Consider the following 15,051-nt stretch of genomic DNA (forward strand, 5'->3'; position numbering starts at 1 on the left):
CCAATCCGGATGGGCAGCTCGGCTGCGTCGCGACGCTGCGGCGGAGTGTGGGCAAACTGTGGGCACGAGCACTCCGAGCACCGCTGTCGGGGCATGAAAAAGGCCCCTCACCTGGGCTTCAGGTGAGGGGCCTCGAGTGGAGCTGCCGGGAATCGAACCCGGGTCCTCCGCCGCGTCTTCAGGGCTTCTCCGTGTGCAGTTCGCTGTGTCTCTGCTCGGATCTCTCGGTCACGCGAACAAGCCGAGATGACGATCCCAGTCGCTGTTGGTTGTCCCGTCCATCTCCGCGACCGAGGCGGACGGTGAAGCCCTCTAGCTGATGCCGGCACCGGGACCGAGGGCTTATCCCGGGCCGACAGAGACGCTATCGCTTAGGCAGCGAGAGCGTACTCGCGCTGATGAGAATCGGCGCTTAATTGGTTGCAACGACGCTTACGGTGGTCTCTTGCCTGCACCGACACGCTTCCCCTGAATCAACGTACGCAGTCGAAACCGTTCAGCCCCGTACGTGTCCGCTCCTTGCGGACTGCTTACTTTAACACCGCGCACCTAGCGGATCATCCCGATTTTCCGGCCACGGGGGCGGTGTCGAGCGTCACACCGAGTGCCATCGGCGAACAGCTTCGTCCGGCTCGGAATCACAAACCTGTCACGCCGCTTCCCCGGTCCGGCAACCGTTGGGTATCTTCTCGATCGGCCACGGGAGACAACCGAGGATTCCGATGGCAAGAGTAGGAAGTCATAAATGCGTATCTCCGGCGGTCGACGCCATCTGTTCCGTACCGCCGTAGCCGGGACGATCATCGGGTCACTCCTGGTCAGCGGGTGTTCCGACCCTGCCGAGCAGGCGGGCCCCGGGGTGACGAGCGAGCCGTGCCCGCAGGCGATCGACGAGACCAAGGGATGCGTGTATCTGGGGGTGCTCTCCGATCTGGCCGACGGGCCGTTCAGCGCCCTCGGCAAATCCATCGACGACGGCCAGCAAGCGTTCTGGCGGGAGGTCAACGAGTCCGGCGGGATCGGCGGATACGAGATCGACATCACCACCTACGCCAAGAACACCGGCTACGACCCGCAGCGTCATCGCGCCGAGTACGAGCGGATCGAACCGCACGTGCTGGCGCTGGCGATGAGCATGGGTACCTCGCAGACGGTGTCGGTGTTGCCGGATATGGAGGCCGACGGCGTCGTCACCGGTGCGGGCACGCTGTGGTCGGGCTGGCAGTACGACGAGACCGACCGGAACCTGGTGATGGATTACGGCTACTCCTACTGCGAGGAGGCGATGCTGGGGCTGGACTGGTTCAGCGCCGAGCACTACCTGCCCAGCGGGATCGGCATCGTGGCCTTCCGCGGGCACTACGGCGGCGACTACGCCGCGGGAACGTTGCGGTGGGCCGCCGCCAACGGCATCCCGGTCACCACCCGGTTCGACACCGGACCGAACAACGAGGTCGGCAATCAGGACGCGCCGGTCGCGGCGATCATGGCCACGCAGCCGGACGTGGTGGCGCTGGCCACCGGACCGAGCGAGACCGCGGAGATCATCGGCAAGCTGGTCGCGGCCGGTTACCAGGGCCGGTTTCTCGGCTCCACCCCGACCTGGAATCGGGCACTGCTGCAGTCGGCGGTCGCGGAGCCGATCACCACGCTCTACAACTACACCTCGCCCTACGACGGGTGGGACGGGACCAGCCAGGGCGCGGCCAAGGCCCGTGCCGCCTCGCCGCAGGAACCCTCGAATTGGGGCTACAACCTCGGGTGGGCCAGCTCGTATCCGGTGAAGGCACTGCTCACCCGGGCCGCCGAAGAGGGCACACTGAATCGGGCCGCGCTGCGGCGGGCGATGATCGGCCTGACCGCGACCTCGGAGGGCATGGCGCCGGATCGGGTGTACGGGGTGGACCCGGATCCCAAGAACGAGCGTGCGGTGATCAGCGTGCCCGATCCGTCGGCGCCGCTGGGGTCGCGCACGGTCGCCTCCTGGTACCGGGGCGGGACGCTGGAGCGGATCACCTTCGACGGTCCGTGCGCGCGGCTGTGACCGTGCCCGGCGGTGATGCCGGGCCCACGACGACCGGGCCTAGGATTTCATTCCCTTGATACGGCGGCCGAGCTCGCGGGTGACCTCGCGTTCGGCCGTGCGCCTGGCCAGGTCCTGACGCTTGTCGTAGTCCTGCTTACCGCGAGCGAGGGCGAGTTCGACCTTCACCTTGCCGTCGGAGAAGTACATCGACAGCGGCACCAATGTCTGATTGCCTTCCCGCGACTTGCCGACGAGACGTTCGATCTCGCGCTTGTGCAGCAGCAGCTTCCGCACCCGACGCGGCGAGTGATTGGTCCAGGTGCCGTGACTGAACTCGGGGATGTGCAGACCACGCAGCCACACCTCGCCGTTGTCGACCGTCGCGAAGGCGTCGACCAGCGAGGCCTTGCCCTCTCGCAGACTCTTGACCTCGGTGCCGACCAGCGCGATCCCGGCCTCGTAGACATCGAGGATCGTGTAGTTGTGCCGCGCCCGGCGGTTGGTCGCGATGACCTTTCGCCCCTTCTCCTTCATAGCCCCATCTCCTTCACAACGGTCAACTCTAAGTGACGGGGCAACCGGATTATTCCCGCCGCCTGGGCGCGGACGGCGGGCGCGGCGGTCAGCCGCCGGGGCGGACGACCAGGTAGAGCACGAGCAGACCGGTGAAGGCGGCGACCATCAGCACCGTGGTCAGCCTGGGCCTGCCGAGCGGGCGCGCCGGGCGCCTGCGGCCGAGCCACACCGATTCCACCGCGGGGTCGGCCGAGCCGGGGCGCGCGGGTGCCTGAGGATCGGCGGCGGCTTGCGGGCCCGGTCCTGCGGACCCGTCGTCACCGGAGGACTCGTCACCGGGAGGCATACCTGCACGGTAGTGCCACGACGGGCGACGCGCGCACGCAGCGCACCGGGTGTTGCCATTCGGTGATGTCGGTGCGCGAACGGCTTCGCTCAGGCCAGCTTCCGGTGGAATTCCTCGGTGCCCGCGCCGGTGGGCGGATCCACGGTCACCACACGCAGATCCACGCCCGCCGCGCCGAATTCCATGACCATGAAACCGAGTTGGTGGAACGTCTGGAACAGCGCGGGAGTGTCGTCGCTCGTGTCGGGGGGTGTCGCGCCGCCGGTCTTGCCCGCCGCGCCGGACACGAGCTGCCGGGTGCCCTTGGAGGCCGTCGTCGGCTCGAGCACCTGCAGGCAGTGGTCGTGGCCGGAGAGGATGAACTGGCACCGGCCGAGTACGTGATCCTCGAAGAAACGGCGCACGTGCACGCCGTTGACCGGCTCGATGTCGAGGCCCTCGTAGCGGCCCGCGTTGCCGTGGGAGCCGTTGCTCAGGAACGGGTGGTGGGTGCAGACCACCTTCCAGCGCGCGGGTGATTCGGCGATCGCGCGATCGAGCCAGGCGCGTTGCTCGTTCATGTATTGTCCGTCGACCGCCCAGTACGGGGACAGGATCGGCGGGATGTAGGAGGCCAGCGGGTTGAGGTCGAGCACGAAGAACTTGACGTGCGGGTCGGGCTCGGGGACCCGCACGGAGTAGTAGCGGCTCGGCATCCACCAGCGCCGCGAGTGCGCGTGGTAGCCGACCTCGTGGTCGCCGCGCAGCAGCCAGCCGCCGTCCCCGGGGAAGATCGCGGTGTTGTCGTGATTGCCCAGGGTCATCAGCCAGGGGAAGTCGAGGCCGGTGTTGGGGTCTTCGAACTTGGCGCCGAACTGGATGTCGTCGGCGCCGGCGGGACCGGACTCGTAGATGTTGTCGCCGAGGCCGAGGGCCAGATCGAAGGGCTCGCGGGCGTGGAAGGCCCTGGCCGCGTCGGCGACGGCCCACTGGGCACGGGTTCCGGTGCCCGCGTCGCCGGTGACCAGCACCCGAACCGAGCCGCCGCCGGTGGGGAGGGGGAACTTGGCGACGCCGTCGCCCACCGGCACCGCCTGGGCAGGAGTCAGCCCGAGCAGACCCGCGCCCGCCGCCAGCACGCCCGCACCGGCGAGCAATTGCCTGCGTCCGATGCCCGGTACCTCACCCATCCGCCGACCTCCGTTTCACTTCCGGCGCATTCCGCCACATCATCACCCATCGACACACCCGCGGCCAGCCCTCGGCGGAACTCGCGGTGGGCATTCGCCGAGGGCGGACCCACGGCGGTCAGGCCGGGACCAGCACCTCGAGCACCTGCTCGCCGTACTTGGCGAGCTTCGCCTCGCCCACGCCGCCGACACCGCCCAGCTCCGACAGGCTCGACGGCTTGCGCGCGGCGATCTCGCGCAAGGTGGCGTCGTGGAAGACGACATAGGCGGGGACACCCTGTTCTCTGGCCGCCGTGGCCCGCCAGGCGCGCAGCTTCTCGAAGACCTCGACGTCGGCCGCGGGCAGGTCGGCGGCGACGGCGCGGGCCTTGGCGGCGCGCGCCTGCCTGACCGGTCGCTCGGGTTCACGGCGCAGCCGCACCTGACGACCGCCGAAGAGCACTTCCCCACTGCCGGGGGTCAGGGTGAGCACACCGTAGTCGCCGCGCACCGCGAGCAGTCCCTGGGCCAGCAGCTGCCGCACCACCCCGCGCCACTCGGTGTCGCGCAGATCCGCGCCGACACCGAACACCTTGAGCGCGTTGTGCTCGTACTGCAGCACCTTCGGGCTCTGTTTGCCGAGCAGGATGTCGATGACGTGCCCCGCGCCGAAGCTCTGGCCGCGTTCCCGCTCCAGTCGCAGCACCGCCGAGAGCAGCTTCTGGGCCGCGACCGTACCGTCCCAGGATTCCGGCGGGTTCAGGCAGGTGTCGCAGTTGCCGCAGCCGGCGCCGGACTGGCCGAAGTAGGCCAGCAGCTGAGCGCGGCGGCAGTCGACGGTCTCGCACAGCGCGAGCATGGCGTCCAGGTGCAGCTGCAACTGCCTGCGGTGCGCCGCGTCGCCCTCGGAGTTGTCGATGAGTTTGCGCTGCTGGACCACGTCGTTGAGGCCGTAGACCATCCAGGCGGTCGAGGGCAGGCCGTCGCGGCCCGCACGGCCGGTCTCCTGGTAGTAGCCCTCCACCGATTTCGGCAGATCCAGATGGGCGACGAATCGCACGTCGGGCTTGTCGATGCCCATGCCGAAGGCGATGGTGGCGACCACGATCAGGCCGTCCTCACGCAGGAACCGGGACTGGTTGGCGGCCCGGGTGCGGTTGTCCAGGCCCGCGTGATAGGGCACCGCGTCGATGCCGTTCTCGTTGAGGAAGGCCGCGGTCTTCTCCACCGAATTGCGCGACAGGCAGTAGACGATGCCCGCGTCGCCGGTGTGCTCGGTGCGGATGAAGTCGAGCAGCTGCCGTTCGGCGCGGTTCTTCGGCTCGATCCGGTACTGGATGTTGGGCCGGTCGAAGCTGGCCACGAAGCGCCTGGCCGAGCCGAGATCGAGGCGGTGGATGATCTCGTCGCGGGTCTTCTCGGTGGCGGTCGCGGTCAACGCGATGCGCGGCACGTCCGGCCAGCGCTCGTGCAGCACCGACAGCGCCAGATAGTCCGGGCGGAAGTCGTGACCCCACTGGGCGACACAGTGCGCCTCGTCGATGGCGAACAGCGCGATCTCACCACGTTCGAGCAGCCGGGCGGTGGACTCCAGCCGCAGCCGCTCCGGCGCGAGATACAGCAGGTCCAGCTCACCGGCGAGGAATCGCGCCTCCACGCTCGCGCGCTCGTCGGGGAATTGGGTGGAGTTGAGGAATCCGGCCCGCACACCGAGCGCGCTGAGCGCGTCGACCTGATCCTGCATCAGCGCGATCAGCGGCGAGACGACCACCCCGACGCCGCGACGCACCAGCGAAGGCACTTGGTAGCACAACGATTTGCCGCCACCGGTGGGCATCAGCACCAGGGCGTCGCCGCCGGAGACGACGTGCTCGACGATGGCGGCCTGGTCGCCACGGAAATCGTCGTAGCCGAACACGCGGCGCAGAACCTCTTGCGCCGCAGTGATTCCGGTGGGCGACGCGCTGTCGGCCGGTGGCTGATCTTCGGGGTGGTCCACGCGGCTCATCCTACGAGCGCCGCCCGACAGCCGCGCCCCGGGCGAACCCGGATCGCGGCCGGTACGGCGCAGTTGTCCACATGTGCACCGATGATGTCGCCGACCTCATTCGCGCACGTAGTACCGCAGCGTCGCGTACGCGGCGACGGCGGCCACCAGCACGCCGATGGGTCCGATCGTCAGCGCGACCACGGCGATGTCGTCCCCGGTGATGCGCGGGAAGACATTGCTGTCGAACAGCGGGCCCAGAGCCCGGTCGATGACCAGCGGGCGGGCGATGAGCAGGCCGGCGACCGCCAGCAGCGAGCCGACCACGGCGGCCACCACCGCCTCGAGCAGGAAGGGCAGCTGGGTATACCAGCGCGTCGCACCGACCAGGCGCATGATGCCGACTTCCGTGCGCCGGGTGAACGCCGCGATCTGCATCATGTTGGCGATGAGCAGCAGCGCGGCCAGCGCCATCACCACCGCCAGGCCGAAGGCCGCGTTGCGCAGTCCGTCGAACAAGCGCAACAGCCGGTCGACGAACTCGCTGTCGTTGGCCACCGTGCGCACGCCCTCACGGTCGGCGAAGGTCTCGTAGATGTGCTCGTACTGACCGCCGTCGGTCATCTTCACCCGCATCGACGCGGGCAGCGGCGTCTCGGAGATGTACTGCACCATCTCCGGCTGGTCCTCGAAGAGCTTCTTGGCTTCCTCCAGGGCGGCGGCGCGGTTGAGGAACTGCACGCTCTCCACGCCCGAGGTGGTCTTCATATCGGCGAGCAGCGACCGGCACGGCTCGGCCGCGCAGTCCGGGTCGTTCGCCGAGATGTTCTCGTCGAGGTAGAAGCGCACCTCGAGACGACCGGTGAAGTAGGCCTCGGTCTTGTCGGCCATCCGCACCGAGAGCAGGCCGCCACCGAGCATGGCCAGTGAGACGGCGGTGGTCAAGATCATGGCGATGGTCATGGTCAGGTTGCGGCGCAGCCCCGCGCCGACCTCGCCGAACAGAAAGCTCGCGCGCATTACTTCTCTTCCCTCGTCATCGCCCCACCCCGTAGACGCCGGTCGCGTCGTCGCGCACCAGCCTGCCGTGATCGAGTTCGACGACCCGCTTGCGCATCGCGTCGACGATGTGGTTGTCGTGGGTGGCCATCAGCACCGTGGTGCCGGTGCGGTTGATCCGCTCCAGCAGCATCATGATGTCGCCGCTGGTGTCGGGGTCGAGATTGCCGGTCGGCTCGTCGGCGAGCAGCACCAGCGGTCGGTTGACGAACGCGCGGGCGATCGCCACCCGCTGCTGTTCGCCACCGGAGAGTTCACTGGGCAGCCGGTCGGCCTTGCCGCCGAGATTGACCATCTCGAGCACCTCGGGCACGGTGCGTTCGATGAACTGGCGGCGCTTGCCGATCACCTCGAGCGCGAAGGCCACGTTCTCCTGCACCGTCTTCTGCTGCAGCAACCGGAAGTCCTGGAAGACGCAGCCGATGCGCTGACGCAGTTTGGGCACCTTGCGGCCGGGCAGCTTGTCGACCCGGAAGTCGGCGACCCGTATCTCGCCGGAGGTCGGCGCCTCCTCCTTGAGCAGCAGGCGCATGAACGTCGACTTGCCTGAACCGGACGGTCCGATGATGAAGACGAACTCGCCCTTGTCCACATCCACCGTGATGTTGTCCAGCGCGGGTCGCGTCGACGTCTTGTACGACTTGGTGACGTTCCGCATGGTGATCACGGGGAGCCAGTGTAGCCAGCGGGCTCTGCCACACCGCCCGGGCCGGGCTCTGCCACACCGTCCGGGCCGGGCTCTGCTGTACCGCCCGGGCCGGGCATGGTCACACAGCCCGGGCCGGGCAGCGCTAGTTCGCCGGCTCGGCCTGCGCGGGCTCGCTCTGGGTGATCGAGGCGGGCAACAGACCGCTCAACGGCAGGATCGTGGTCCCGGCCTGCTGCTCGGGCTTGACGAACAGATACAGCACGAAGATCCCGATCCACACCAGCGCCAGGACGGCCGTCGACCTGCGCGGCTTGGCGAAGATGAGGTCTCTCTTACGCAGTTTCACTCATACCTTCCCGGCGCAACGCCGAGGCCACTCGCACCCGAAGCTCACGACCGACCTCGAACTGCTTGCCCGGCAACGTGCGCGCGACCATGCGAATGCTCATCTTGTCCATCGCCAGGTCTTCGACGCCCATCACCGTGGGCTGGTCGAGCAGCAGCGGTTCCAGTCGCGGATCGGCGAAGGCCTCGGCGCCCACCTGATGCAGTATCTCGTTGACGCGGGTGAGGTCGGCGCCCGCGGCCACCGGGACGTCGATCGCGGCGCGCGCCCAATCCTTGGACAGATTGGTCACTTTCACGATCTGTCCGTTCGGCACGATGATGACCTCGCCGTCGGAGTTGCGCAACGTGGTGATGCGCAATGTGACGTCTTCGACAGTGCCCTCGGCCATTTCCGCCGATCCGGCCACCGAGATCCGCACCACATCGCCGAAGCCGTACTGGCGCTCGGTGATCAGGAAGAACCCGGCCAGGATGTCCTGCACGATGCGCTGGGCGCCGAAACCGAGTGCGGCGCCGAGCACCGCGGCGGGGGCGACCAGACCGGTCACCTGGAACCCGAGTCGCTGGAGCACTTCCACGCCGACGAGCACATAGGCGATGGTGAGGATCACCCAGGTGAGGACTTGCGCGAGCGCGTGCCGATGCTTGGCCGCCTCGGTGCGCACCAGCGCGTCGCCGCCGCGGAAGCTCGCGTCGATCTGACTGGTGATCCGGTCGCGCACGAAGCTGACGAACCGGCCGAACAGCATCGCGCCGAGGATCAGCAGCACGATCTCGAGACCGCTGGAACGCAACCACGCCGTGGTGCTCTCCCCCAGCGCGAACGATGTCACCGAGCCCATCGCCGAGCCGCTTCACCTTCCGTAACCAACACGCCAGACAGGCTACCTTCGCCCGCGCGCCTCCGATGCGCCCGTCGCGATCCGGCTACCGGTCCCCGGCGCAGAGCCGGAACGGCGCGGACCGATTCCGCCGGGCTCAACTCGCCTGGGTCTCACGCATGCGCCACCGGATGCCCGACTCGATGAAGCCGTCGATGTCGCCGTCGAGCACCGCGCTGGGGTTGTTGACCTCGTAGTTGGTGCGCAGGTCCTTGACCATCTGGTACGGGTGCAGCACGTAGGAACGCATCTGGTTGCCCCAGGACGCGCCCTCGTTGGTCTTGAGCGCGTCCATCTGGGCGCGCTCCTCCTGGCGCTTGCGTTCGAGCAGCTTGGCCTGTAGCACGCGCATGGCCGAGATCTTGTTCTGTAGCTGCGACTTCTCGTTCTGACAGGTCACCACGATGCCGGTGGGGATGTGGGTGAGGCGCACCGCGGAGTCGGTGGTGTTGACCGACTGACCGCCGGGGCCGGAAGAGCGGTAGACGTCGACGCGGATCTCGGTGTCGGGGATCTCGATGTGGTCGGTGGTCTCGACCACCGGCAGCACCTCGACCTCGGCGAAGGAGGTCTGGCGGCGGCCCTGGTTGTCGAACGGGCTGATGCGCACCAGCCGATGCGTGCCCATCTCCACCGAGAGAGTGCCGTAGGCGTAGGGGGTCTTGACGGCGAAGGTGGCGCTCTTGATACCCGCTTCTTCGGCGTAGGAGGTGTCGTAGATCTCCACCGGGTAGCCGTGCCGGTCGGCCCAGCGCACGTACATGCGCATCAGCTTCTCGGCCCAGTCGGCGGCGTCCACCCCGCCCGCGCCGGAGCGGATGTTGACCAGCGCCTCACGCTTGTCGTACTCCCCGGACAGCAGCGTGCGGACTTCCATCGCCTCCACATCGCCGCGCAGGGTGGCGCGCTCGGCGTCGGCGTCGGCGAGCGCGGCGGCCCTGGCCTCGCCCACTTCCCCCTCGGCCAGCTCGTAGAGCACCGGCAGATCCTCGAGCCGCGAACGCAGCCCCTCGACGCGGCGCAGTTCGCCCTGAGCGTGGGACAGCTCGCTGGTCACCTGCTGGGCATGGTCCTGGTCGTTCCACAGGTCCGGATCGGCCGCCTGGTGTTCGAGCTCGTCGATGCGGCGACGCAGTTCCTCGATGTCGAGGACCGACTCGACCGTCTTGAGGGTGGCGTCGAGTTCGGAGATATCGGCGGAGACGTCAGGATGCACGATCTACAAGGTTACCGGTCCCGCTCCGAGCAGGCGAAACCGCTTACCGCTGGGACGACCGCGCCCGACTCATCCGGACACGGCTCGCAGTCCGCCGGGACGACGGCCCGCGAGCCGGTCCAGGGCGTGCGCGCTCGCCTCGTCGGCGGGCAGGTGCACGATCAGACGCTGCGCGTCGTCGGCGGACAGGTCCAGCGTCTCGTAGGCCAGCCGGAGCGGCCCGATCACCGGATGGTTCATCCGGGTGATGCCGGAGGCGGCGGGCAGGCCGGGCACCGTGGCCACCCGCCGGGTGAATTCCACGCCTGCCACCACCGTCAGCTGCTCGACCATCCTGCCGACGACCGGATCGGCGCGGAAGGGGCCTTCCTTCAGAGTCGCCACCCACTGATCGGCGACCTCGGACCAATCCGGGTAGAGCTCGCGCGCCCGAGCGTCGGCGAACACGTACCAGGCGAGCCGACCGCCGTTCTCCTCGTCGAACAGCCCGCTCGGCGCCATCAGCCGCCGGTAGCCGTCGGTGCAGGCCAGCACCTCGCCGGTCCGGTCGAACAGGGCCGCCGCGGCCGGGTCGAGATGATCGAGCACCGACCGCACGGCAGGCCGAACCGTCCGGACCATCGGCGCCGAGCCCGTGCAGGCGAATCCGGGGTCCGCGGCTTTGGTGAGGCGGTAGAGATGGACGCGCTCGCCAGGGGTGAGCCGCAACGCGTCGGCCAGCGCGGCCAGGATCTCCGGCGAGGGTCTGCGGTCGCGGCCCTGTTCGAGTCGGGTGAGGTATTCCACGCTCACCCCGGCCAGCAACGCCAGCTCCGAACGCCGCAGGCCGGGGGCGCGCCTGCGGGCTCCCGCGGGCAGGCCGACGCTCGCCGGTGCGACCGCGTCACGGCGGGAGCGCAGGAACAGGCCCAACTCGTTGTCGCTCACCCGTCGAACGTACAAGCGCGCACGGTGGGAAGGGTGGCCCTCTCACTACCACTCTGATCGCGGTCTACTCGGCGGCCGTCGACGCGCCGCAGGCTCGTCGTGGGCAGATCATCGGCGGACCGCCGAGGTATGAGCCCGCCTGACGAGGAGGAGATCGAGATGAAACTCGCGGTGATCATCGGCAGTGTCCGGGAAGGCCGTTTCGGCCCGAGGGTGGCGGCCTGGTTCGCCGAGCGAGCGCTCGCGGACGGCCGCTTCGATATCGATGTGATCGACCTGGCGGAGGTCGACCTGCCGAACGCCCTGCCCGCCGTTCCGCCCGCGATGGAGCCGGACCCGCCGCGCCCCGCGGGTATGCGCGCGCTGAGCGAACGGCTGGGCGCCGCCGACGCGTTCGTGATCGTCACACCGGACTACAACCGCAGCTACCCCGCGGCGCTGAAGTCGGCGATCGACTGGCACTTCACGCAGTGGAACGCCAAGGCGGTCGGGTTCGTCGGCTACAGCGGCGCGACCGGTGGACTGCCGGCCATCGAGCACCTGCGCGCCGTGTTCACCGAGTTGAACGCCCACCCGGTGCGCGACTACGTGACGTTCCCGCGGTACTACCTGCTGTTCGACGAACAGGGCGAGCTGCGCGAGCCCGACGAGCCCGCGGCCGCCGCGACGGCGATGCTCGACCAATTGCACTGGTGGGCAAGCGCGTTGGTGACCGCTCGCGCAGCCACTGTCGCCTGACCCCGCCGCCCCGCGCTCGAGGACTGCTGCCCCGGTCGGCCGAAGGCGTGGCGCCCCCGTAGGCGCACGCACCCGACATGCTGTCCAGATCGAGGCGTAGGTGTCGGTCGGCCGGGTCGGCGGGGGCGTCCACGCTCGGCGAGCCGACTTCGCCGCGGCACTCGGCGAGATACCGGCGACGGGTCGTGGTTGTGCGAGTCGAGCAGGGGTTGGGTGTGGGCGGCCGATAGGCTGGGCGACCGTGGCTGCTCACTCCTCCGATCTCGAACTCGCGTTGCGGCTCGCCGACGAGGCCGACGCCATCACCACGGCGCGCTTCGGCGCACTCGACCTGAAGGTGGACGCGAAGCCGGATCTGACACCCGTCTCGGATGCGGACCTGGCCGTGGAGACATCGCTGCGGCGCCTGCTCGCCCACGCCCGGCCCGAGGACGCCGTGCTGGGGGAGGAATTCGGCGGCGACGCGGAGTTCACCGGCAGGCAGTGGGTGATCGATCCGATCGACGGCACCAAGAACTTCGTGCGCGGCGTGCCGGTGTGGGCCAGCCTGATCGCGCTGCTCTCCGACGGCGTTCCGGTGGTCGGGGTGGTGAGCGCGCCCGCGCTGGCCAGGCGCTGGTGGGCGGCGAACGGGTCGGGGGCGTGGACGAGTTTCCACCCCGGCGCGCCCAAGCCGATCTCGGTGTCGCGGGTGGGTGAGCTGGCCGCGGCGAGCCTGGCATTCTCCAGCCTGTCCGGCTGGCGTGATCGCGGGCTGCGGGAGAAGTTCATCGACCTCACCGACGAGGTGTGGCGGGTGCGCGGCTATGGCGACTTCTTCGGCTATTGCCTGCTGGCCGAGGGCGCGCTCGACATCGCGACCGAGCCGGAGGTCTCGCTGTGGGATCTGGCCGCGCTGGACATTCTGGTCCGCGAGGCGGGCGGCCGGTTCACTTCGCTGGCCGGAGTGGACGGCCCGCACGGCGGTGACGCTCTCGCCACCAACGGATTACTGCACGACGAGGTGATCGCCCGCCTGCGCCCCGCCTGACACCCGGCCCCCACCGCCACAGGGACGCCGCCGCGCGACGAGCGACGCCGGCGATCCGGGGCGGAAGTGAGCCGGGCCGCGGCGCAGCGCAACGGCAGGCACCGATCCCGGGGCCGAATCGACCAGCCCTCATCACCAGCCCGCCCCGGCGCCCTTCTCCGCGGGAACCGGCCGCTGGCAGGAACCCGCCGGAAAATCAGCCCGCCGAGCCGGTGGGCAGTCCCGATCCGGAGGCGGACCCGGAGCCGCCCGATCCCGATGCCGACCCGGAGTCGCCGGAGCCGGAGGACGAGCCGGACGGCGGGAACTGGGCCTCGCCCGAGCCGAGGTCGGCGCCGACGCCACCTTCGCCCGATCCCAGGTCGAACATCGGTCCTCCCGAACCGAAATCCACCTGCGGGCCGCCCGGGTCGATGTCGACTTCCGCGGGCACCAGCGGCAGGCCGGGCGCCGCCTGAGCGGGCGCCCACACCAGCCCGGCCGCGAGCGCTATGCCCGCCACCGCCGCTATTCGTCTCACTGCTGGTACCACACCAGTTCTCATGGACAAGACCTCCGTTTCAGGGGGACGATGCCGACACCGTAACGGAATCGACCCCTTTCTGAAGTGGCTTTGTTTCAGAAATCCTTCGCGACGATCCACCTACCGCCACCCGGGCGACTCGACGGCGTTCTTACTCTGGAGTAAGGTAGGTATTACTCAGGAGTAGGAAGACCATCCTGACCTCACCCCACCCCAGCAGAAAACAGGTGATGATGAGCACCCGAGACAGCGCGACGAAGCGACGTCCCGCGAACGGACGCAGCGACGACTCCGCCGTCGGCCTGAACCAGCCCAAGCGGGACTGGATGGGCACGGCGATGCGAGTCATGACGACGATCACCGGCTCCGATCTCGTCGAGAAATACAACCTGCGCAAGCCGATCGAGCGCGTCACCTACGAGAGCACCAAGAGCGGCTTCCGCACCCTCGGCGCGGCCACCAGGGCGTTCAAGAAGGTCTCGGGCAACGGCTCGCCCCAGCGACTGCCCGACAACGAGTCCAAGACCAAGGACTTCTTCGACCTCACCCCCACCGACGACCAGCAGATGATCGTCGAGACGGTGAAGGATTTCGCCGCCGAGATCATCCGCCCGGCCGCCGCCGCGGCAGACGCCGAGACCAAGGCGCCCGCCGACCTGGTCGCCCGCGCCGCCGAGCTCGGCATCACCGTCATCAATGTGCCCGAAGAACTCGACGGCGTGGCCACCGAACGCGGCGCGGTCACCAACGCGCTGGTCGCCGAGGCGCTCGCGCACGGCGACATGGGTCTGGCGCTGCCGATCCTGGCACCCAGCGGCGTCGCGGTCGCGCTCTCGCAGTGGGGCACCGACGCCCAGCAGCGCACCTACCTGCCCGCGTTCGCCGGCGAGAACGTGCCGCAGGCTTCGGTGGTCATCGCCGAGCCGCGTCCGCTGTTCGACCCGTTCGCGCTGCAGACCAAGGCCACCCGCTCGCCCAGCGGCTACCGCCTCAACGGCGTGAAGAGCCTGGTCCCCGCCGCCGCCGACGCCGAACTGTTCCTGATCGCCGCCGAACTCGACGGCCGCCCCGCGCTGTTCATCGTCGAGTCCGAGGCCAAGGGCCTGGTGGTGGAGGCCGACCCGAGCATGGGCCTGCGCGCCGCCGGCCTGGGCCGACTGATCCTCGACGACGTCGCGGTCTCCGGCGACGCCGTGCTGGGCGATGCCGATCCGATCGCCCGCGCCGAGGAGTACGCCGACGCGGTGCGGCTGGCCCGCCTCGGCTGGGCCTCCCTCGCCGTGGGCACCGGTCAGGCCGTGCTCGACTACGTGATCCCCTACGTCAACGAGCGTGAGGCGTTCGGCGAGCCGATCTCGCACCGGCAGGCGGTGGCCTTCATGGTCGCCGACATCGCCATCGAACTCGACGGCCTGCGCCTGGTCACCCTGCGCGGCGCCGCCCGCGCCGAACAGGGCCGTTCCTTCGGCCGCGAAGCCGCCTTGGCCCGCAAGCTGGCCACCGACAAGGGCATGAAGATCGGCCTGGACGGCGTGCAGCTGCTGGGCGGGCACGGCTTCACCAAGGAGCACCCAGTCGAGCGCTGGTACCGCGATCTGCGCGCCATCGGCGTCGCCGAGGGCGTCGCCCTCATCTGACCGGCTCGACCAGTTCTTTC

15 protein-coding genes and 1 other RNA gene are annotated in these 15,051 nt (G+C 69.2%); 4 read left to right on the forward strand and 12 right to left on the reverse strand.

Going from position 1 to position 15,051, the window contains the following annotated elements; all coding sequences use genetic code 11:
- Window positions 1-134: 134 nt before the first annotated feature.
- Window positions 135-504: a transfer-messenger RNA gene (ssrA, locus tag IU449_RS10865) on the reverse strand.
- A 241-nt stretch (window positions 505-745) separates the two neighbouring features.
- Here ssrA and IU449_RS10870 point away from each other — a divergent pair.
- Entirely contained in the window at window positions 746-2,044 is a 1,299-nt protein-coding gene (locus IU449_RS10870) for an ABC transporter substrate-binding protein (protein ID WP_195001697.1), read from the forward strand.
- Between the two features lie 39 nt (window positions 2,045-2,083).
- Here the strand turns inward: IU449_RS10870 and smpB are convergent, their stop codons facing one another.
- The 10 genes from smpB to IU449_RS10920 form a co-directional block, all read right to left on the reverse strand.
- The gene (gene smpB, locus IU449_RS10875) at window positions 2,084-2,560 is read right to left on the reverse strand and encodes an SsrA-binding protein SmpB (RefSeq protein ID WP_195001698.1); all 477 of its coding nucleotides are present in this window, start codon (window positions 2,558-2,560) and stop codon (window positions 2,084-2,086) included.
- An 88-nt stretch (window positions 2,561-2,648) separates the two neighbouring features.
- A complete protein-coding gene (locus IU449_RS10880) occupies window positions 2,649-2,888 on the reverse strand; it encodes a hypothetical protein (protein WP_195001699.1) in 240 nt (79 codons plus the stop codon).
- 89 nt (window positions 2,889-2,977) lie between these two features.
- The gene (locus IU449_RS10885) at window positions 2,978-4,057 is read right to left on the reverse strand and encodes a metallophosphoesterase (protein ID WP_195001700.1); all 1,080 of its coding nucleotides are present in this window, start codon (window positions 4,055-4,057) and stop codon (window positions 2,978-2,980) included.
- 118 nt (window positions 4,058-4,175) lie between these two features.
- Window positions 4,176-6,035, reverse strand: a complete 1,860-nt coding sequence (recQ, locus tag IU449_RS10890) for a DNA helicase RecQ (protein WP_324188176.1) — start codon at window positions 6,033-6,035, stop codon at window positions 4,176-4,178.
- A gap of 105 nt (window positions 6,036-6,140) precedes the next feature.
- Window positions 6,141-7,043, reverse strand: coding sequence for a permease-like cell division protein FtsX (ftsX, locus tag IU449_RS10895; RefSeq protein WP_195001701.1), 903 nt, complete (start codon window positions 7,041-7,043; stop codon window positions 6,141-6,143).
- 16 nt (window positions 7,044-7,059) lie between these two features.
- Window positions 7,060-7,749 carry a cell division ATP-binding protein FtsE gene (ftsE, locus tag IU449_RS10900; RefSeq protein ID WP_195001702.1) on the reverse strand — a complete coding sequence of 230 codons (690 nt, stop codon included), beginning with the start codon at window positions 7,747-7,749 and terminating at the stop codon, window positions 7,060-7,062.
- A 124-nt stretch (window positions 7,750-7,873) separates the two neighbouring features.
- The gene (locus IU449_RS10905) at window positions 7,874-8,077 is read right to left on the reverse strand and encodes a hypothetical protein (protein ID WP_195001703.1); all 204 of its coding nucleotides are present in this window, start codon (window positions 8,075-8,077) and stop codon (window positions 7,874-7,876) included.
- Window positions 8,064-8,921 (reverse strand): mechanosensitive ion channel family protein, encoded by an 858-nt coding sequence (locus tag IU449_RS10910; protein WP_195001704.1) that lies wholly within the window; start codon window positions 8,919-8,921, stop codon window positions 8,064-8,066. The genes IU449_RS10905 and IU449_RS10910 overlap by 14 nt, the downstream gene beginning before the upstream one ends.
- Before the next feature lie 136 nt (window positions 8,922-9,057).
- Window positions 9,058-10,176 (reverse strand): peptide chain release factor 2, encoded by a 1,119-nt coding sequence (gene prfB / locus IU449_RS10915; RefSeq protein ID WP_195001705.1) that lies wholly within the window; start codon window positions 10,174-10,176, stop codon window positions 9,058-9,060.
- A gap of 69 nt (window positions 10,177-10,245) precedes the next feature.
- A complete protein-coding gene (locus IU449_RS10920) occupies window positions 10,246-11,103 on the reverse strand; it encodes a helix-turn-helix domain-containing protein (protein ID WP_195001706.1) in 858 nt (285 codons plus the stop codon).
- Window positions 11,104-11,232: 129 nt separating this feature from the next.
- Between IU449_RS10920 and IU449_RS10925 the strand changes: the two genes are divergently transcribed.
- Entirely contained in the window at window positions 11,233-11,841 is a 609-nt protein-coding gene (locus IU449_RS10925) for an NADPH-dependent FMN reductase (RefSeq protein WP_228803899.1), read from the forward strand.
- A 241-nt stretch (window positions 11,842-12,082) separates the two neighbouring features.
- On the forward strand, window positions 12,083-12,871 hold the full coding sequence (gene hisN / locus IU449_RS10930) for a histidinol-phosphatase (RefSeq protein WP_195001707.1): 789 nt from the start codon (window positions 12,083-12,085) through the stop codon (window positions 12,869-12,871).
- 196 nt (window positions 12,872-13,067) lie between these two features.
- Here hisN and IU449_RS10935 read toward each other — a convergent pair whose 3' ends face one another.
- On the reverse strand, window positions 13,068-13,391 hold the full coding sequence (locus IU449_RS10935; RefSeq protein ID WP_195001708.1) for a hypothetical protein: 324 nt from the start codon (window positions 13,389-13,391) through the stop codon (window positions 13,068-13,070).
- Window positions 13,392-13,621: 230 nt separating this feature from the next.
- Between IU449_RS10935 and IU449_RS10940 the strand changes: the two genes are divergently transcribed.
- Window positions 13,622-15,031, forward strand: coding sequence for an acyl-CoA dehydrogenase family protein (locus IU449_RS10940; protein WP_416382126.1), 1,410 nt, complete (start codon window positions 13,622-13,624; stop codon window positions 15,029-15,031).
- Window positions 15,032-15,051 lie beyond the last annotated feature (20 nt).

Origin of the sequence: Nocardia higoensis, assembly GCF_015477835.1 — a bacterium.
Classification (GTDB): domain Bacteria; phylum Actinomycetota; class Actinomycetes; order Mycobacteriales; family Mycobacteriaceae; genus Nocardia; species Nocardia higoensis_A.